Here is a 19,895-nt window from a genome sequence, read left to right on the forward strand (position 1 = left end):
GTCATGGATCGGATCACCGGATGGCTCCAGCCCCGCGTCCCTCCTTTCCCCTGACGTTTCCCGCCGAACGGAGCGCAGTGACGACCACCGCCCCCGCCCCCGACTGGCAGTTCCGCGTGCTCGCCGAGGGCCGGAACGGGCCCCGGGCCGTGGGAGCGGCCGTCCTCGTCTCCCCCTCCCACGCCCTCACCTGCGCGCACGTGGTGCGCGACGCCGTCGGCACCGGAGCCGGTCCGGGCTCCGCCGTCCTGCTGGACGCCCCCCGCGCGGACGCCGCCTGGCGCTCCGGGGCCGTCGTGGTCGAGGACGGCTGGTGGTCCGGCGACGCCAGTCCCTGGGACGCCGCGGTGCTCGGGCTCGACGCGCCGCCCCCGGCGCGGCCGGCCGTCCCCGGCGGCCCCTGGGAGCCCGGCCGCCGGGTCCGGATCGTCGGCGGCCCGCACTCCCCGGCCGGATGGTGGATCACCGCCACCCTCGACGGCCGCGGCGGCAGCCGGCCCGAGTACGCGCAGTTCACCGTCGAGCCGGGGACGCCCGCCGTCGTCGAGCGCGGGTACAGCGGCAGCGCCGTCCGAGATGCGGAGGAAGGGACGCTGCTGGGCGTGGTGGCGGAGATGGCGCGTGAGGGGAGGATCGGGTGGATGGTGCCGCTGGAGACGGTCCCCGGGATCTGGGCCCGCGCCGCCGCCGCGCCGCCGCGGCCCCCGGGTGAGCGCGAGGTGGCCGCCGCGATCCTGGAGACCGCCCGCGCGATGTCGCGGCTGCGCACGCTGATACTCCCCGACGCCCGCGCCTCCTTCCACCTGGGCCTGGACGAGCGCCTGCGCTCCTGGCTGCGCCCGGACCAGGACCCCCTCTCCTACGCCCACCACCTGGTCGACCTCGCCCACCGCGAATACGGCCTGGTGGAGGAGGTCCTCGGGCAGTTGGAGGTGCGCGAGCGCGGCGGCGCGACCATGGCCGGGGTCGCGGCGGCGGCGGGGCCGCTGCTGGGCGGTGGGCGGTGATCGACCCGAGCCCCCGCAACGTCACGGCCGCGGCGGAGGCGCTGAAGGGGTTGCGGACCGTCGTGGACCCGGACCGCCGCAGGCGCCTGGTCCTGACGATCCGGCGGTGGCTGGACGTGGGCGGGATCGATGCGCCGGCCGCCCTGTTCGCCACCGAACTGGCCGTGGCCGCCCTGGAGCAGGGGGAGCTGTCCGGCCTCATGCGCGTCATCCGGCACCTGGAGGAGGGGACGGAGTCCGTCCGGACCGCGACGCGCGCGCTCTCCGGGCTGCTGCGGCTGGAGGAGGACTCCCGGCTCACGGCCATGGTCCCCGCACCGCACCGGGTACGGGCCCGGGAGGTCCTCAGCGTCCTGCGGGCGCGCCTGGCGTTCCGGCCGTGCGGACCGCTGATGGAGGACTACCGGGTCGCCATGGGGGACCTGGAGAACCTGACGGTGCCGGTGCACCCCCTGGACCTGTGGGACATGTTCCTCGACCTGGCGGACGCGCCCCCGCGCGACGGCCGGGTGCCCCTGGTGGAGTTCGCGGCGCCGCTGGTGCGCGGAGAGCACGCGGACCTCGTCCCCCTGCTGCGGATGTGGGTCGACCTGCGCGGGCTGGGCGGGCAGGAGGCGCTCGGCCCGCCCGGGCGGGCGCGGGCCGAGGAGCCCCCGGGCGGGGCGCCGCCCGCCCGCCTGCTGATCCGGTTCCGCCATGACACCGGCGACCTCTACCGGTTCGAGTGGTGGCAGGTGCTGAGCCCCGGGCCGGGCGAGGAGCCGGTGGTCGGCCCGCGCAACGACGGTCCCTACCGGATCGGGCGCCCGGACTTCGCCGACGAGGTCTGCACCCTGCTCCAGTGTGTCGAGATGCACCCCTACCGGAGGTACCACGACCGGGTCCGGGTCGAGATCGTCGTCCCCCTGGGGATGCTCCCGGACCTGGACGCCGCGCGGTGGGAGCCGCGGGCGGCGGAGGGGGAGCCGGTACGGCTCGGCGTCGCCGCGGAGCTCACGTACCGGGTGGAGGAGTTCTTCATGGGGCAGAAGATGGCGAATGTCATCGCGAGGGAAAGCAGTGAAAGAAGATGGAACAACCTTCTCAAAGTAGGCGAAAGCGAGATATTCGATATTCAATGTGATCCTCTTCCCCAGGGGGTTCGGCTCGCTGAATATGTGAGCGATGATGGAGTTATTCTGTTCGCCACGGGGCACCAAGAACGAGAAGACCTGATTCGCATGATGTCCACCGCTGTTCGTGCCGGTGTGCCCGTGATCGCCTGGCGGACCGGCGCCCACCCGTCGGCCGGCGACTTCCGCAGTGCCCTCACCGGCAGAGAGGGAAAGGTGTCATCGGCCGTGGTCGGTTCGCTGCCCCGTCGCCTCCACCGTCACCGCTCCGGCCGATCCTTCGAGGCGGGCGGACCCGTCATCGTCGACGGGTTCGACGTCGGGCTGGTGTACCACGACCGCCTCCCGCACCCCTTCGGCGCCGACACCCCGCTGTCCGCCGACGTCCCGCACCCGCGCCGCGCCCCGAGTCCCGACGAGGCCGGGAAGGTCGGACGGTGAGCGTGAACGGAGCATCCGGCGGAGGCGCCCGCGCCCACGACACGCCCCCCGCGTGGTGGGTCTTCCACGGCACCGGCATCCCGCACGAGCGCGCCCGGATGCCCGAACCGCCGCCCTGGCGGGAGTACGGGGGCGGCCCCGCCCTCCCGGACCCGCCGGCCGAGCGCGGCGACCGCCGGATCCTCGGCGCCCTGCCCCCCGTCCCCGGGACGGGCCCCGGGCCCGGCTCCGAGCGCGGCGACTTCCTGGACAAGGTCAACGCCGCCCTCATCCTGCGCCGCCCCCTGCTCCTCACCGGCCCCCCGGGTATCGGCAAGTCCACGCTCGCCTACCAGATCGCCCGCGAGCTGGGCCTGGGCCGTGTGCTCGTCTGGGGGGTCAACAGCTCCTCGACCGTCCGTTCGAGCCTGTACTCCTACGACCCGATCAGCCAGATCCACGACCTCAACCTGGAGAACACCCTGCGCCGGGCGGAGCCCTCCGGGGGCCTCTCCGAGCAGGACGTGCTCCGCCTCAGCGCCGAACGGATCGGCAGGTACCTGGCGCTGGGCCCGCTCGGCACGGCCTTCCTGCCCTACCGCAGGCCCCGGGTCCTGCTCGTCGACGACTTCGACCTGGGCGACTTCGACCTCTCCGGCGACCTGCTGCACCTCTTCGAGTCGGGCGGGTACACCGTCCCCGAGCTGGAGCGCCTCTCCCCCCTCACCGGAGACGACCCGGTCACGGTCGGCGTCGACGACCCCGGCCGGACCGCGCCCGTCACCCGGGGGCGTGTCGTCTGCTCGGCCTTCCCCGTGGTGGTCCTCACCTGCAACTCCGACCGGGAGCTCTCCCCGGCGTTCCTCCGCCGCACCATCCCGGTGCGGGCGGTGCTGCCCTCGGAGGAAGAGCTGATGCGGCTGGTCCTCCACCACTTCGACTTCCGGGGGGAGGACGTCCCGGACGTCGTCCCGCAGCTCGTCGGGGAGTTCGCCCGGCGCGGCGCCGAGGGCGGGCTGGCCATCGACCAGCTCCTCAACGCGGTGCGCCTCGTCTCCACCGCCGCCCCCGGGACCGGGCGGCTGAGCCCCGACCGGATGCGGCACCTGACCGGCATCCTCTGGCACCACCTGACGGACCGCCTCGGATGAGCCGGGAGCGGCACCCCGGCGGTGCGGCCTCGGAGGAGGGGTTTCCGCCGAGGCCGTCCACCGGCACGGGACCGCCCGGCCTCACCGGCACGGACCTGGCGGACGCGTTCTACCTCGCGGCCGTGCTCGCCCGGGAGCACGGGGATGCGGAGCCGCCGCCGGAGGAGGGGCGGAACCCCGCCGATCCCAAGGCCGGGCCGCGGGCCCCGGGCGACACCGCCGCCGGATCCGGCGACCCCGAGGCCGTGGAGCCGGACGAGGACGCGCGGGACGGCGGGCTCCCCCGGGACGACGCCGGGCGCGAACCCGGGGCGGGCTCTGGGAAGCCCGAGAGCGGCGGAGCGGTCCGGGCCGAGGCCGTCCCCCGGGAGGAGGGGCGCCCGCCCGGCCCGCGCCCGGCGGCCTCGCCCGCGGTGGACGCGTCCCGCCCCGCCGCCTCCCCCCTGGGCGGCCAGGCCCTGACCGCGGCGCTGCGGCCGTTCCACGTCCGCGCCCGGCGGGGGCCGCCCACGGAGACCGACCAGGAGGAGACGGCCCGGGGCTACGCCCGCGCCCTGCTCGCCCGCACCGGGGGCGCGGCGGCGGTGCCCGTGCTGCGCGCCCCGCTGCGGCGCACGGCCGTGCTCACCGTGGTCGTCGACGCGGGGGCCTCGATGGCCCTGCACGGCGACACGGTCGCCGCGTTCGTGTCCCTGCTGCGCGGCAGCGGCGTCTTCCACGAGGTCCGGACCCGGTACTTCGACTCCGGCCGGGCGGTGCGCCCGGTGCTCCGCGACGAGCGGGGCCGCGCCGTGCCCCCGGCCGGCCGGCGCCGCACGCCGGGGCCGCACGCCACCCTGGTCCTGACGGACGGGATCGGCGCGCGGTGGCACGACCCCGGGTTCCGGGAGTGGCTGTCCGGGACGGCCCGGGCGCAGACCACGGCGATCGTGCACCTCCTGCACGGACACCAGTGGCCCAGGACCGGGGTCAGGACGGTCCCGGCGGAGACCGTCGCCGCACCGGCCGGCGCCGGGGGCGGCTGCACCGCCACGGCCCTGCCGGACGCGCCCGGCCTGGACGGGGACGACCGCGTGCTGGGGCCGGTGCTCCCGGTGCTGCCCCTCACCGCCGACGCCGTGCACGCCTGGGCGATGTTCGCCACGGGCCGGAGCGGCGTCCTGCGCGGCCCGGTGTTCCCGCTCGACCCGGCCATGGCGCCCCTGGGGGAGCGGCCCCCGCCGGAGGAGGTGTGGGACGAGGATCCCCGGGCCCTCGTCCGGCGCTTCTCCCGGGAGGTGTCCGCGACCACCTTCCGGCTGGCCGTGGCGCTGGCCGCGGTGCCCATCCACCCGCGGGCGGTGGACCGGGTGACCCGCCACGTCCTGGGCGGGCGGCGGTCCGGCAGGGAGGAGCTGGCCGAAGTCCTCTACAGCGGACTCACCGAGAAGGTGGGCGACCCGGGGGAGTCCGGGGACGGGAGCGCCGCCCCGTTCGCCTGGGACTTCCGGGACGGCGTGCGGCGGGAGCTGCTGTCCCTGGGACGGCTTTCCCGGGTGCGGAGCCTGGTGGCCCTGGCGGCCGAGGAGCTGGAGGAGGGCGATTCCAGGTTCGCGGCGCTGGGTGAGGCGTTGCGTGGCGCGTCGCCGCTGCCCGAGGACCTGTTTCCGGAGACGATGGGCCCGGTGCGGGCGGATCCGGACCCTTGGCGTCAGGTGATACCGGCATTAGAGGTGATTTCATCCTCTATGGCAACAATAAGAACTTTAAGAACAAGCGACTACATTTCGACACGGTCAGATTTTCCCCTGGAAGAAATAGTCGATAGGTTTCCCGAGACGGGGAATACTCCGGTTCGGTCGGCGGCCGGGGCGGATGCGTTCGGTGGGTTGGACTCGTTCGGTCGGCGTGAGAAGGAGATCCCGATTCCTTTCGATCGCCGGTCCGGACCTTCGGTGGATGGTGTGGAGATGGCACGTTTCGACGAAAGGGCGGCGGGGCCGCCGGCCGCGAACGCACGGCCGGCCGGGACTCCGGGAAGGCCGTCCGGGGCCACCTGGATCCGCGTTCCGCGAAGGAACCCGGCCTTTGTCGGCCGCGAGGTACTCATTTCCGCGCTCCGGGACAAGGTCGCGGCCGGGGAGCACCAGATCATCACGGCCCTCAACGGCATGTCGGGGGTCGGCAAGACCGAACTGGCCAAGGAGTACCTGCACCGCCACACCGAGGAATACGACCTGATCTGCTGGATCTCCTGCCTGCACGAGAACCAGATCCGGCAGGCCTTCCTCGACCTGGCGGAGAAGATCGGCATCAGCTACGTCGGCGCCGGCAGCGACCACGTGATCCACGGCGTGCTGGAGGCCCTGCGCCAGGGGCAGCCCTTCAAGCGCTGGCTGCTGGTGTTCGACAACGCGGAGACCCGGGAGTCCATCGACCGGTACCTCCCGGTGGCGGGGAGCGGGCACGTGGTCATCACGTCCCGGAACCAGAGCTGGGCCCGGCGCGGCACTGAGGCGTTCGTGCAGGTCAACGTGTTCACCCGGGCGGAGAGCGTCGAACTGCTCCGGCGGCGCGGCCCGGAGGGGATCACCGCCGAGGACGCCGACCGGCTGGCGGACGCCCTCGGCGACCTGCCGCTGGCGCTCAACCAGGCGGCCGTCTGGCTGAACGAGGTCGGGATGAACGTCCAGGAGTACCTGGACCGGCTCACCGAGAAGTTCCCGGACATGCTCCGCCTGCTCGAACCGGTGGACCCCGACTACTCGGTCCCCGTCGCGGCGGCGTGGAACGTCTCCCTGGACCAGCTGGGCGTCGACAACAAGGCGGCCAGCCAGCTCCTTCAGCTGGTCTCCTTCATGGACACCGCCCCCATCCGCCGGGACCTCTTCCGGTTCGGCCGGGGCATCGACGCCCCCGCCGAACTCCGCGCGGCCCTGGGAGACCCCGCGCGGCTGGGCATCGCGATCCGCGACATCGGGCGCTACAGCCTCGCCTACATCGACCACCAGCAGAACACGATCTCCCTGCACCGGCTGGTGCAGAGCGCGGTCCAGGCGTCGATGTCCGACGAGGAGAAGGTGCGGATGCGGCACTGCGCGCACCAGCTGCTCGCGGGCAACGACCCGCGCAGCGACGCCCCCGACGCCATGTGGCGCTACGTGCAGCTCGCCCCGCACGTGTGGACCGCCCAGGCCTGGGACTGCGACGACCCGTGGGTGCGCGACCTGGTGGTCGGGCTGGCGGAGGCCTTCATCGGCCGCGGCGAGTTCGACGAGACCCTGCGCCTGGGGAACGCGGTCCACCCCTACTGGTCCGAGAAGCTGGGGCCCGCGCACCGGGACACCCTGCGCATGGAGTACCACATCGCCCAGGCCGTGCGCGGCAACGGCGAGTTCGAGCGGGCCCGGGCCATGTGCGCCGAGACCATGCGGGTGATGGGGGAGACCCTGGGGGAGAACGCCCCGGAGTACCTCAGGGCCGAGCAGGAGAACGCCCGCAACCTGCGGATCGCCGGGCGCTTCCAGGAGTCCCTGGCGCTCAGCCGGGACAGCTTCGAGCGGCGGACGCGGATCCTCGGCGAGGACGACCCCGAGACCCTCAGCGCCTCCCACTTCCTCTCCTTCGACCTGCTCCTGGTGGGGCGGCTGCGGGAGTCGCTGGAGAGCTACAAGGCCACGTGGGGCCGCCGGGTCGCGGTCCTGGGCCCCGACCACGGCGCCACCCGGGCGAGCATCGACGGCTACAGCGACGCGCTGCTGGAGCTCGGCGACTACCACGAGGCCTGCGCCATGCAGCGCCACCTGGTCGAACGGTCGGTGGACCTGCTGGGCGAGGACCACAACATCGTCTGGGCCCTGCGCTCGACCCTCGCCAACATGATCCGGCGCACGGGCCGGCTGGAGGAGGCCGAGGAGCTGTCCGCGCAGACCCTGGACCGGCTCCGGTTGCAGATGGGCGAGGACAGGGACCTCACTCTGATCGCGGCGCTGCGCCACGCCCTGTGCCTCTACGGGGTGGACCGGTACGCCGAGGCGCTGGAGCTGGCCGAGTCCGCCGGGGAGCGCTACGCCAAGCTGCTCGGCGACGACCACGTCAACGTCGCGGCGGCCCGGGTCAACCAGGCGATCCTCCTGCGCCGCCTGGACCGGCCGGTGGAGGCCCGGGAGCTGGACGAGCAGGCGATGCTGCTCTTCCGGGACAAGCTCGGCCCGCACCACCCCAGCACCCTGTCCTGCGCGATCAACCTGGCCAACGACCGCTTTCGGGCGGGCGACGTCGAAGGGGCGCGGGCCGCCGACACCGAGGTCCAGGAGGTGTGCCGCGAGGTCCTGGGCGCGGAGCACCCGCTCACCCTGCTGGCCCGGCGCAACCGCGCCATGGCCGGCCACGTCCTCGGCGAGACCGACCTCGAGGAGATCGACGCCGTGCAGGACGCCTACCGGCGGGTGCTGGGCGGCGACCACCCGGCGACCCGGAGCATCGACCAGCGGGTGCGCGGCGACGCCGACATCTCGATCGCCCCGCTCTGAGCCGGCGCCCGCCGGTGCCCCCGCGGGGGCACCGGCGGGCTCACGCCCGCGGCGGGCGCAGCCCGCCCAGGAACCCCACCCACGCGGCGGGGGGCAGGTCGAGGCGGTGCCCCCGCCGGTGGACCGAGTCCCGCACGCCGATCCGGCCGCCGCGGGCGAGAACGGCCTCCACACAACTGTTGCTGCCTTGGCCTGAGTATGTGGACTTCACCCACGCCCCAGGGTTCTCTGCCAGGCCCTTCACCGATCCGCCAGCCGAAGGTCGCTCACCTGCTTTTCCCGGGGCACCGTCGCCCTCGCTCTTACCATTCTCATCAGCGGTCGCTCCTGTTCCCTTCGCGGCCCTGAAGGACGGATCCGACTTCGTCCCTTTTGCATTCTGCTGGCCCTGGTACAGCCTTGTACATGCCCGCTGGGGTAGTGATCATGTTGTCCTCAAGAGATTCGGAAAGGGTGCCGATGGCCCGACTCGTGCGTTTCCAGGTCGACGAGACCGACTCCGTGGTGGTCGAGGTGGACGACGGGGACGAGGTCTCCCAGGTGGGCGGCGGCGTCATAGAGGACGCCGCGGAGGACTTCACCGAGAAACTCGGATCGGTACGGAAAGCGGTCGAGGCGGCTCTTCGGGAGCTGGGCGGAACGCTCAAACCCGAAACCATCAAAGTGAGTTTCGGAGTCAAACTGAGCGCACAGGCCGGAGCGGTGATCGCCAAGACCTCGGTGGAGGGAAATCTCCAGGTGGAAATGGAGTGGAAGCGTAAATCCGCCGATCCCGGCACCGGCTGACGCCCCAGACCCGGGCAGCGGGCGGCCCCGGGGCGCCCGGCCGCTGCTTACCATGCTGGACATGCGCATTCTCGTGGTGGAGGACGACGACCGGGTCGCCCGCGGACTGGTGACGGCCCTGCGGGCGGCCTCCTTCGACGTCCAGCGGGTCGCCACCGCGGAGCGGGCGCTGGCCGCGCCGCCCGCCGACGTGGTCCTGCTCGACCTCGGGCTGCCCGACGCCGACGGGATCGACCTGCTCCGGCGGCTGCGGGAGCGGCCGCAGACGGCGATCATCGCCGTCACCGCCCGCGCGGAGGAGCGCGACCGGGTGCGCGGGCTGCGGGCCGGGGCCGACGACTACGTCGTCAAGCCCTTCGGGGTGGCGGAGCTGCTCGCCCGCATCGACGCGGTGCTGCGGCGCACCCGCAGCGCCCGCGCCGAGGCGGAGCCCGAGGAGGCGCCGGTCACGGTGGGTGCCCTCAGCCTGGACCCCGCCCTGCGGGAGGCCGCGCTGGGCGGCGAGCCGGTGCGCCTGGCCCGCAAGGAGTTCGACCTGCTGCTGTTGCTGGTGTCCCGGTCGCCCTCGGTGGTCCCCCGGGACCAGATACTCGACCAGGTGTGGGGCGCCGCCTGGGAGACGTCCTCGCGCACCCTGGACACCCACATCGCGTCGCTGCGCGCCAAGGTGGGCGGCGCGGTGCGCATCCGTACCGTGCGTGGGGTCGGCTACCTGCTCGACGAGGCCTGAGCCGTGCTGCGGCGCCTGCTCCTCATCCTGGTTCCGACCGTGTTCGTACTGGTCGCGGCCGTGCTGGTCCCGCTGGGCACGGTGATCGCCGGACAGCGCACCCAGGAGATGTACGTGGACCGGCTCGGCGACGCCGGCCGGTTCGCCGCGCTGGCCCGCACCGCCCTCGACACCGGCCGGGTGGACCCGCTGACGGTGGAGATGGAGCGCTACGAGGAGCTGTACGGGATCCCCACCGTCGTGGTCGCCCCCGACGGGGCGGTGGTCACCGGGTCGGGCGACCGGGCCCGGATGCGCGGGCTGCTGGACACCGGGGCCGCCCGGGCCACCGTGACCGAGGCCATGGCGGGGGAGCGGCCCGCGCCCCCGCCCACGGTGTGGCCGTGGAGCGGCGAGCCCCTGGTGGTGGCGGAGCCGATCGGCCGCGACAGCGAGGTGACGGGCGCGGTCGTGGTGGTGTCGTCCACCGACCGGCTCGGGACGGAGATCCTCGGCTCCTGGGCGCTGCTCGCCCTGTTCAGCGTGCTGCCGCTGACGCTGCTGGTGTCGGCCGCGGTGCCGCTGTCCCGGTGGGTGCTGCTGCCCATCAACCGGCTGGACGCGGCCACCACCGCCGTCTCCTCCGGCGACCTGGAGGTCCGGGTGGACGCCGAGGGCGGGCCGCCGGAGCTGCGCCGGCTCACCGACTCCTTCAACACGATGGTGGAGGTGGTGCGCCGGGCGCTGGACCGCCAGCGCGCGTTCGTCTCGGAGGCCTCCCACCAGCTGCGCAACCCGCTGGCCAGCCTGCGGCTGGCCGTGGAGAACCTGGCCCCGTACCTGCGCTCGGAGGAGGCCCGGGAGGCGCACGCGATCGCGGTCGACGAGACGATGGTCATGCACCGGATGCTGAACTCGCTGCTGGCCGCGACCCGGCTGGAGAGCCTCACCGGCTCCGAACCGGTGGAGGTCGCCGAGGTGCTGCGCAGCCGCGAGGAGCGGTGGCGCGCGCTGGGCGAGGGCCGGGGGCTCTCCGTGGAGACGGACGTCCCGGCGGGGCTGTGGGTGCTGGCCCCCGCGGGCGGGCTGGGCAGCATCCTGGACGAGCTGGTCAGCAACGCCCTGCGCCTGTCCGGCGGGACCCGGGTGCTGGTGCGGGCCGACCCGGGCGACCCGGTGCGCCTGCGGGTCCTCGACGACGGCGAGGGGCTGCCGGAGTCGGAGCACGCCGCTGCCCTGGGCCGGTTCTGGCGCTCCCCGCGCCACCAGAACACCGAGGGCACCGGGCTGGGCCTGGCCATCGTCGCCGACCTCATGCGCGAGGCCGGCGGGGGGCTGACGCTGGGCACGGGCCTGCCCGGAGGGGGCCGGAGCGGTTTCGGGGTCACCCTCGCGCTGCCCGCCGCGGACCCCGCGCCCGGCCGCCCGGACGACGCCTAGCGGCCGGCCCCCGGGCCGGACCGGCCGGGCGGGACCGCTACGCGGGCTTGTTCTCCCGGTACCACCGCTCGGCGCCCGGGTGCAGGGGGACGACCCCGGTGGAGATACCGGTGCGCACGTTGATCTGCGCGGCCTCGGGCCGCTGGGCGGCCAGCCGGGACGCGCCCCGGTACACGGTGTCGGTGACCTCGAACACCAGCTCCGCGGGCAGGTCCGCGCGGCACAGCAGCAGGTTGGGCGTGGACATGGTGGGGCAGGCGGGGACGCCCCGGTAGGTGGTCGCGGGGATGGTCGCCTGGAAGTACGACTCCGGGTAGGCGTCGGCCATGGTGTCGGCGGTCCCGGCCAGGTCGATGAAGCGCACGTCCCGCTCCGCGGCCAGGTCGGCGATGGCCGGGGTGGGCAGCCCCGTCAGCGAGAACATCGCGTCGATCTCCCCGGCGGCCAGGGCGTCCGCCGAGGCGGCCTGGTCCATCAGCACGGTGTCGGCGGACAGGCCGGTCTCGCGCAGGATCTGCTGGGCGGTGAACTCGGTGCCGGAGTCCCGGGAGCCCACCGACACCCGCAGCCCCGCCAGGTCCGCCAGGCCGCGGATCGCCGACCCGGCGGGCACCACCAGGTGGACGAAGCTGTCGTAGAGGCGGCCGACCGTGTCGAGCACCCCGCTGTCGGAGATCTCCCGCTCGTGGGTGAGCGTGGAGTCCAGGCTCGACAGCCCCAGGTGGGCGTTGCCGTCCTCCAGCAGGTACAGGTTGTCGTGCGAGGCGTTGGAGTCGATCGTGGTCACCGCGGTGTCGGGCAGCCGCTCCTGCAACAGGTCGGCGAGCACGGCCCCGATCTCCCGGAACACCGCCCCCGGCGGGCCGGTGGCGATGACGAGTTCGGGCACGCGCACACCGGGCTCGCGCGCGCAGCCGGCGAGCGCGGCGCCCGCGGCGGCGCCCAGAGCGCCCAGCAGCACACTTCTGCGGTCCGGTCCCATGACAGCAGGGTAGGCGCAGCGGCGCGGGGCGCGCCCCGCGCGCGGGGGAGCCCCCGTCCCGGACCGCCGCCGCGGGCCCCGAAACACGGGGAAACGCAGGCTTCACGTGCGGACGGGGCCCCCGAAACACGCGGTTCCTAACGTCCCGGTCCATGGACACACCGCTGTATACGCTCCCGGCCGGACCCGCCGGCGACACGGCCGGCTCCCGCCGGGACCGCGTCTACGCCCTGCTGCGGGAGGAGGTCCTGAGCGGCCGCATCGCCCCGTACACCCGCCTGGGCGAGGTGCGCCTGGCCGAGCGCTTCGGCGTCTCCCGCACCCCGGTCCGCGAGGCCCTGGCCCGGCTGCACTCGGACGGGCTGGTCGAGCGGCGCGAGAACGGCTTCCGCATCTCCGTCCCCGACCTCGACGCGCTCCGCGACCTCTACGAGCTGCGGGTCACCCTCGAACTGCGCGGCATCGCCCGCGCGGTCGAGGACCCCGCGGTGGAGCACGACCGCGGGATCCTCGGGGCCCTGCGCGAGCGCTGGGAGGCGCTGGCGGCCGACCCGCCCGAGCCGGACGCCTCGTTCGTGCTGCTGGACGAGGACTTCCACGCCGACCTGTCCCGGGCCTCCGGCAACCGGGCCCTCACCGAGTCGCTGGTCTCGGTCAACCGGCGCATCCGCCGGGTGCGCATGTACGACTTCCTCACCCGCGACCGGATCACCGCCACCGTCACCGAGCACCTCGCCATCGTGGGCCACCTGCTCGACGGGGACCCCGGGGCCGCCCACCGCGCCCTGCACGCGCACGTGGGCGCCTCCCGGGAGGTCGTCCTGGAGCGCGCCCGGCGCGCCCTGACCCGGATGGCCCTGCACCCCCGCACGCCCTGACCCCGCCGGGGCCGCCACACCCGCCGACCGGCCCACCGGGCCCGGACCAAGGAGAGCCAGCGTGTTCGACTCCGTGCTCGTCGCCAACCGGGGCGAGATCGCCTGCCGTATCATCCGCTCCGCCCGCACCCTGGGGCTGCGCACCGTCGCCGTGTACTCCGACGCCGACGCGGGCGCCGCGCACACCCGGATGGCCGACGCGGCGGTCCGGCTGGGCCCCGCCCCCGCCGCCCGGAGCTACCTGGACGCCGCGCGCGTCCTGGAGGCCGCCGCCGGCGCCGGGGCCGGGGCGGTCCACCCCGGCTACGGGTTCCTGTCGGAGAACGCCGGGTTCGCCCGGGCGGTGGAGGAGGCGGGCCTGGTCTTCGTCGGCCCGGCCCCGCACCACCTGGAGCAGTTCGGCGACAAGCACACCGCCCGCAAGGCCGCCGCCGCGGCCGGGCTGCCCATGGTCGCGGGCAGCGACACCCTGTCCGACGCCGACGCCGCGGCTGCCGCCGCCGAGCGGATCGGCTACCCGGTCATCCTCAAGGCCACCTCGGGGGGAGGCGGCATCGGGCTGCTGCCCTGCTCCGACGAGGCCGCGCTGCGGGCCGCGTTCGAGCAGGTGGGGCGGACGGCCCGCACCCACTTCGGCGGGGGCGGGGTGTTCCTGGAGCGTTTCGTCCCCCGCGCACGGCACATCGAGGTCCAGGTGTTCGGCGACGGCCGCGGCCGGGTCGTCACCCTGGGGGACCGCGACTGCACCCTCCAGCGCCGCAACCAGAAGGTCGCGGAGGAGGCGCCGGCCCCGGACCTGCCCGACCGGCTCCGCGAGGAGCTGCACCGCACCGCCCGGGAGCTGTGCGCGGGGGTCTCCTACCGCAGCGCCGGGACCGTGGAGTTCGTCTACGACGCCGACCGCGGCGAGGCGTCCTTCCTGGAGGTCAACACCCGGCTCCAGGTCGAGCACCCGGTCACCGAGGAGGTCACCGGCGTCGACCTGGTGGCGTGGATGCTGCGCCAGGCCCGGGGCGAGGACGTCCTCGCCGGGGTCCCGCCGCACGGCCCGGCCCGCACCGGACACGCCGTCGAGGCGCGCGTGTACGCCGAGGACCCCGCCCGGGACTTCCGCCCCAGCGCGGGCCTGCTCACCCGGGTGGAGTTCCCCGGGGACGTGCGCGTGGACGGCTGGGCCGCCGCGGGCCGCCGGGTGACCACCGACTACGACCCGCTGCTCGCCAAGGTCGTCGTCCACGGCCCCGACCGGGAGGCGGCCTGGGACCGGCTCGCCGCCGCGCTGGCCCGGACCCGCGTGGACGGGGTCCAGACCAACCTGGGCCTGCTGCGGGCCCTGGCCGCCCACCCGGACGTGCGCGCCGTGGAGCACACCACCGCCACCTGCGCGCGCACGGGCGACCCCGAGCCCCGCATCGACGTGGAGCGCGCCGGGACCCTCACCACCGTCCAGGACTTCCCCGGCCGCACCGGCCACTGGCAGGTGGGCGTGCCGCCCTCGGGGGCCATGGACGACCTGTCGCTGCGCCTGGGCAACCGCGCCCTGGGCAACCCCGAGGGCGCGCCGGGGCTGGAGTGCACCCTGGACGGGCCGGCCCTGCGGTTCTCGCACGCCGCCACCGTGTGCGTCACCGGCGCCCCCGCCGAGGTCACCGTGGACGGCGCCCCGGCAGCCCGGTGGGAGCCGGTCCGGGTCCCGGCGGGCGGCCTGCTCGACGTCGGTCCGGCCCGCGGTCCGGGAATGCGCACCTACGTGCTGGTGCGCGGCGGACTGGACGTGCCCGAGTACCTGGGCAGCGCCTCCACGTTCACGACCGGCGGGTACGGCGGCCACGGCGGTCGCGCCCTCCTGCCCGGAGACGTGCTGCGCCCCGCCCCGGTCCCCGACGGCGCGCCGGAGCCGGCGCCCGTCCCCGAGGCGGAGCGGCCCGCCCCGCCCGCCCGTGCCGAGGGCGGCGGTGCGCACTGGGACATCGAGGTGTCCGAGGGGCCGCACGCCGCCCCCGAGTTCCTCACCCGTGAGGGCATGGCCGCGTTCTACGCCACCGACTGGCGGGTCCACCCCCAGTCGGCGCGCAACGGCGTGCGCCTGTCCGGCCCCAAGCAGGGCTGGGCCCGGCCGGACGGCGGCGAGGCGGGGCTGCACCCGTCCAACGTGCACGACACCGCCTACTCCGTGGGCGCCGTCAACCTGTCCGGCGACACCCCGGTCCTGCTCGGCCCGGACGGCCCCAGCCTGGGCGGGTTCGTCTGCCCGGTCACCGTGGTCTCCGGCTCCCGGTGGAAGACCGGCCAGCTCCGGCCCGGCGACACCGTCCGGTTCCACCCCGTCACCGAGGCCGCCGCCGCACGCCTGCACACCGCGCCGGCCGCGGCCCCGCTGCTGCGCGGCTCCACCGACGGCGACGACGGGGTCCTGGCCCGGACCCCCGCCGCGGAGGGCGCCCCGGAGGTCGTCTACCGGCGCGGCGGCCACGACAACATCCTCGTCGAGTACGGGCCGATGGCCCTGGACCTGGGGCTGCGCATGCGCGTCCACGCGCTGATGTCGGCCCTGGAGGAGGCCGGGGCCGACGGCATCGTCGACATCACGCCCGGCGTGCGCTCCCTGCACCTGCACACCGACCCCGGGCGGCTGCCGCTGCGCACCCTGCTGGGGATGCTCCGGGAGATCGAGCGGGACCTGCCGCCCGCCGCAGGCATGCGCGTGCCCAGCCGCACGGTCCGGCTGCCGCTGTCCTTCGACGACCCGTCCATCCACGAGGCCATCGCCCGCTACGGCACCGCCGTGCGCGACGACGCCCCCTGGAACCCCGACAACATCGAGTTCATCCGCCGTATCAACGGCCTGGACTCGGTGGGGCAGGTGCGCGACATCGTGTTCGACGCCTCCTACCTGGTACTGGGCCTGGGCGACGTCTACCTCGGCGCGCCCGCCGCCACCCCCCTGGACCCCCGCCACCGGCTGGTCACCACCAAGTACAACCCGGCCCGCACCTGGACCCCCGAGGCCGGTGTCGGCATCGGCGGCGCCTACCTGTGCGTGTACGGGATGGAGAGCCCCGGCGGCTACCAGCTGATCGGCCGCACCGTTCCCATCTGGTCGGGTATCGGCCAGTACGGGCCTTTCGAGCCGGGCGTGCCCTGGCTGCTGCGCTTCTTCGACCGGATCAGCTGGTACCCGGTGGGCCACGAGGAGCTGCTGGACCTGCGGGCGGACCTGCTGGCCGGCAGCCGCGGCCTGGAGATCGGCGACGGGGAATTCTCCCTTGCCGACCACGAGCGCTTCCTGGCCGCCGAGGCCGGCTCCATCGCGGCCTTCCGCGCCCGCCAGGCCGCCGCGTTCGAGGCGGAGCGCCTGGCCTGGGAGGCCGCCGGCGAGTTCGACGACCGCCCCGAACCCGAGCCCGCAGCCCCCGCGGTCCGCGTCCCGCCCCCGGGCTCGGCCCTGGTGGAGGCGCCCCTGGCCGCCTCCGTGTGGAGGGTCGACGTCCGCCCGGGCGACACGGTCGAGCGAGGACAGCCGGTCGTCCGCCTGGAGGCGATGAAACTGGAGGTCGTGGTGCGCGCCCCCCGGGCGGGAACGATCTCCGACGTCCTCGTCACGCCGGGGCAGCACCTGGACCCGGGGAGCGCCCTGGCCGTCATCACCCGAGGAGAGCCCGACTGATGCCCCATCCCACCGACCGCGTCCGCGCCGCCTACCGGCGCGTCGCCGAGGCCGACCGGCCCGAGGTCTGGATCACCCTGCGCCCCGAGTCCGAGGTCGGGGCCGAGGCCGCGCTGCTGGAGGAGCGGCTGGCCGCGGGGGAGGACCTCCCGCTGGCCGGGCTGCTCCTGGCGGTCAAGGACAACATCGACGCGGCCGGGCTGCCCACCACGGCCGCCCACCCCGCGTACGCGCGCACCCCGGCCGCGAGCGCGCCCGCGGTGCGGCGGCTGGTCGCGGCCGGGGCCCTGGTCCTGGGCAAGACCAACCTGGACCAGTTCGCCACCGGCCTGGTGGGCACCCGCAGCCCCTACGGGGCGGTGCGCGGGGCCGCCGACCCGGAGCGGATATCGGGCGGCTCCAGCTCGGGATCGGCGGTGGCGGTCGCCCTGGGCATCGCCGACATCGCCCTGGGCACCGACACCGCCGGGTCGGGGCGGGTGCCCGCCGCCCTCAACGGCATCGTCGGGATCAAGCCCACGCCGGGGCTGGTCCCGGCCTCGGGGGTGGTCCCGGCGGCCCGGCCCTACGACTGCGTCACCGTGTTCGCCCGCGACCTGGGCACCGCCCGGGCCGCGGTGGCGGCGATGTCGGGCCCGGACGCCGCGGACCCCTACTCGCGCCCCCTGCCCGCCGACGTCCGCCTGGGCCCGCGCGGCGCGGGCCGGGTGGCGGTGCCCGCCCCCGCGGGGCTGGAGCCGCTGCCGGAGGCGGAGCGGGAGGCCTTCGCCGCGGCCGTGGCGGCCCTGGAGCGGACCGGGGCGCAGACCGCCGAGGTGGACGTCTCCCCGCTGCTGGAGGCGGCCCGGCTGCTCTACGACGGGGCCCTGGTCGCCGAGCGGTACGCGGCCGTCGGGGACTTCCTCGCCGCGCACCCGCGGGGGGCCGACCCCACGGTGTCGGCCGTCATCCTGGCCGCGCGGGACGTCCCCGCCCACCGGCTGGCCGCCGACCAGCACCGCCTGGCCGCCTACCGGGCCGCCGCCGGGCGCCTGCTCGACGGGTTCGACGCCCTGCTGCTGCCGACCACCGTCGGGCACCCCTCGCTCGCGGAGGTCGCCGCGGACCCGGTGGGCGCGAACGCGCGGCTGGGCACCTACACCAACTTCGTCAACCTCCTGGACCTGGCGGCGGTCGCGGTCCCGGCGGGGGAGGTCCGGGGCCTGCCCTTCGGGGTCAGCCTCATCACCCGGGCGTTCGAGGACCAGGTGGCCCTGGACCTGGCGGGCGCCCTCACCGGGAGCGACCCCGGGGAGCTGCACCCGGGCGCGGGTGTGGAACTGGCGGTGTTCGGCGCCCACCTGCGCGGCCAGCCGCTGCACCACCAGCTCACCGGCCCCGGCGCCCGGTTCGTGGAGGAGGCGCGGACCGCGCCGGAGTACCGGATGGCCGCACTGCCCACCACCCCGCCCAAACCCGGCCTGCGGCGGGTCGCCTCCGGCGGCGCCGCGCTGGCCTGCGAGGTGTGGAAGCTCTCCCCGGCCGCCCTGGGCGCCTTCCTGGCGGCGCTGCCCGCACCGATGTCCCTGGGCGCGGTCACCCTGGCCGACGGGCGCACCGTGGTCGGGTTCGGCTGCGAGGAGGCCGCCGCCGAGGGCGCGCGGGACATCACCGGGTACGGCGGCTGGCGCGCCTACCTGGAGGCCGTACGGGCCTGAGGAGCCGGTGCGGGGAATACGGCCGACGGTTCCCACGGCGATTCTCCGCGGGCGGGGCGCGCCTTTCCCCGGTCGCCGCGGAGAAAGACGCGCGGGGATTTACCGGGCCTTTCCCCGGTGTTCTCCCGCGCGTTCCCCGATTTCACCCCGGGAATGCCGAGCGGGCCCCGCGACGGATCGCGGGGCCCGCTCGGGTACGGGGTCAGCGTCGCGGACGGCGCCGCCCGCGCGGGGCCTGGTCGCGGCGCCGATCCTGGGGGGCGGCGGAGCGCACCGTGACCGGCACGCCCGAGGGCTCGCGGGCCCCGGTCACCTCGGCCAGCTCCGGCGCGGCCGTGCCCCCGCCCAGGGTGCGCGGCTCGATCCGGGCCCGGCCCAGCAGCCGGGTCATCTCGCGGCGCTGGTCGGGCAGCACCAGGGTGACGACGTTGCCGGACTCGCCGGCGCGGGCGGTGCGCCCGCCCCGGTGCAGGTAGTCCTTGTGGTCGGTGGGCGGGTCGATGTTGACCACCAGGTCCAGCCCGTCGACGTGGATGCCGCGGGCGGCCACGTTGGTCGCGATCAGCGCGGTGACGTCGCCGCGCTTGAACTGGTCCAGGGTGCGGGTGCGCTGGGGCTGGCTGCGCCCGCCGTGCAGGGGCGCGGCCAGCACCCCGCTGGCCAGCAGGTGCTCGGCCATGCGGTCCACGGCGCGCTTGGTGTCCAGGAACATGATCACCCGGCCCTCGCGGGCGGCGATCCTGGTCGCGACGGCCTTCTTCTCCGCGGGGGAGACGTGCACGACGTGGTGCTCCATGGTGGAGACGGCGCCCTCGGACAGGTCGACCGAGTGCACGACCGGGTCGTTGAGGAAGCGGCGCACCAGGGTGTCGACGTTGCGGTCCAGGGTGGCGGAGAACAGCATGCGCCGCCCGCCCGCGGGGACCTCTTGGAGGATGGCGGTGACCTGCGGCATGAAGCCCATGTCGGTCATCTGGTCGGCCTCGTCCAGGACGGCGGACTCCACCCGGTCCAGGACGCAGTCGCCGCGTTCCATCAGGTCGCGCAGGCGTCCGGGGGTGGCCACGACCAGGTGGACGCCCTGGCGCAGGGAGCGGGCCTGGCGGTGGATGGGCATGCCGCCCACGACGGTGGCGGTGCGCACCCCCACCGAGCGGGCGTAGGGCTCCAGGGAGTCGGCGACCTGCTGGGCCAGTTCCCGGGTGGGGGCCAGGACCACGGCCAGGGGGCGGCGGGGTTCGGCGGTGCGTCCGTCCATGCCGGCGAGCAGGGCCAGGCCGAAGGCGAGGGTCTTGCCGGAGCCGGTGCGGCTGCGGCCCAGGACGTCGCGTCCGGCCAGGGAGTTGGGCAGGGTGGCCGCCTGGATCTCGGACGGCGTGGTCAGGCCCTGGCGGGCCAGGGTCCGCTTGAGCGCCTCGGGCATGTCCAGCGCGGCGAAGGACTCCGCGGCGGGCAGGGCCGGGGTGACGGTGACGGGGAGCGCGAACTCGCCGGAGGGGCCGCCGCTGCGCGGACGCGAGGGCGTGCGGGGACGC

13 protein-coding genes are annotated in these 19,895 nt (G+C 75.3%); 10 read left to right on the top strand and 3 right to left on the bottom strand.

Annotation, left to right across the window (positions count from 1 at the left end; translation table 11 throughout):
• Positions 1-77: 77 nt before the first annotated feature.
• The 4 genes from BUE45_RS16745 to fxsT all read left to right on the top strand — a co-directional run bounded on the left by BUE45_RS16745 (position 78) and on the right by fxsT (position 8,201).
• The gene (locus BUE45_RS16745) at positions 78-1,007 is read left to right on the top strand and encodes a trypsin-like peptidase domain-containing protein (protein ID WP_073380257.1); all 930 of its coding nucleotides are present in this window, start codon (positions 78-80) and stop codon (positions 1,005-1,007) included.
• A complete protein-coding gene (locus BUE45_RS16750; RefSeq protein ID WP_073380258.1) occupies positions 1,004-2,560 on the top strand; it encodes an ABC transporter substrate-binding protein in 1,557 nt (518 codons plus the stop codon). Before BUE45_RS16745 ends, BUE45_RS16750 begins: the two co-directional genes overlap by 4 nt.
• A gap of 98 nt (positions 2,561-2,658) precedes the next feature.
• Complete coding sequence (locus BUE45_RS16755; RefSeq protein WP_143173391.1) at positions 2,659-3,690, top strand: AAA family ATPase; 1,032 nt, start codon at positions 2,659-2,661, stop codon at positions 3,688-3,690.
• A complete protein-coding gene (fxsT, locus tag BUE45_RS16760; protein ID WP_073380260.1) occupies positions 3,687-8,201 on the top strand; it encodes an FxSxx-COOH system tetratricopeptide repeat protein in 4,515 nt (1,504 codons plus the stop codon). Before BUE45_RS16755 ends, fxsT begins: the two co-directional genes overlap by 4 nt.
• A 40-nt stretch (positions 8,202-8,241) precedes the next feature.
• Here the strand turns inward: fxsT and BUE45_RS16765 are convergent, their stop codons facing one another.
• Positions 8,242-8,445 (bottom strand): DUF397 domain-containing protein, encoded by a 204-nt coding sequence (locus BUE45_RS16765; RefSeq protein WP_178378559.1) that lies wholly within the window; start codon positions 8,443-8,445, stop codon positions 8,242-8,244.
• A 215-nt stretch (positions 8,446-8,660) separates the two neighbouring features.
• On the opposite strand from BUE45_RS16765, the gene BUE45_RS16770 reads away from it, so the two are divergent.
• Genes BUE45_RS16770 through BUE45_RS16780 form a run of 3 tightly spaced genes read left to right on the top strand, consistent with a single transcriptional unit; the run spans position 8,661 to position 11,136 of the window.
• Complete coding sequence (locus BUE45_RS16770) at positions 8,661-8,987, top strand: CU044_2847 family protein (RefSeq protein WP_073380261.1); 327 nt, start codon at positions 8,661-8,663, stop codon at positions 8,985-8,987.
• Between the two features lie 52 nt (positions 8,988-9,039).
• Positions 9,040-9,717, top strand: a complete 678-nt coding sequence (locus BUE45_RS16775; RefSeq protein ID WP_073380262.1) for a response regulator transcription factor — start codon at positions 9,040-9,042, stop codon at positions 9,715-9,717.
• Positions 9,718-9,720: 3 nt separating this feature from the next.
• Positions 9,721-11,136 (top strand): sensor histidine kinase, encoded by a 1,416-nt coding sequence (locus tag BUE45_RS16780; RefSeq protein WP_073380263.1) that lies wholly within the window; start codon positions 9,721-9,723, stop codon positions 11,134-11,136.
• Between the two features lie 37 nt (positions 11,137-11,173).
• On the opposite strand, the gene BUE45_RS16785 is transcribed toward BUE45_RS16780, so the two are convergent.
• Positions 11,174-12,118, bottom strand: coding sequence for a TAXI family TRAP transporter solute-binding subunit (locus BUE45_RS16785; protein ID WP_073380264.1), 945 nt, complete (start codon positions 12,116-12,118; stop codon positions 11,174-11,176).
• A 152-nt stretch (positions 12,119-12,270) separates the two neighbouring features.
• Here BUE45_RS16785 and BUE45_RS16790 point away from each other — a divergent pair, with 152 nt between their 5' ends.
• From BUE45_RS16790 to atzF, 3 genes are all read left to right on the top strand, one after another.
• The gene (locus BUE45_RS16790; RefSeq protein WP_073380265.1) at positions 12,271-12,996 is read left to right on the top strand and encodes a GntR family transcriptional regulator; all 726 of its coding nucleotides are present in this window, start codon (positions 12,271-12,273) and stop codon (positions 12,994-12,996) included.
• Between the two features lie 61 nt (positions 12,997-13,057).
• Positions 13,058-16,663 carry an urea carboxylase gene (gene uca / locus BUE45_RS16795; protein ID WP_073380266.1) on the top strand — a complete coding sequence of 1,202 codons (3,606 nt, stop codon included), beginning with the start codon at positions 13,058-13,060 and terminating at the stop codon, positions 16,661-16,663.
• Entirely contained in the window at positions 16,663-18,360 is a 1,698-nt protein-coding gene (gene atzF / locus BUE45_RS16800) for an allophanate hydrolase (RefSeq protein ID WP_073380267.1), read from the top strand. The genes uca and atzF overlap by 1 nt, the downstream gene beginning before the upstream one ends.
• A gap of 202 nt (positions 18,361-18,562) precedes the next feature.
• Here atzF and BUE45_RS16805 read toward each other — a convergent pair.
• Positions 18,563-19,895, bottom strand: a 1,333-nt coding sequence (locus BUE45_RS16805; protein WP_245833298.1) for a DEAD/DEAH box helicase, incomplete at its 5' end; no start/stop codon positions are given.

The sequence above is a fragment of the Nocardiopsis flavescens genome (genome assembly GCF_900141985.1).
In the GTDB taxonomy this organism is placed as follows: Bacteria; Actinomycetota; Actinomycetes; order Streptosporangiales; family Streptosporangiaceae; genus Nocardiopsis; species Nocardiopsis flavescens.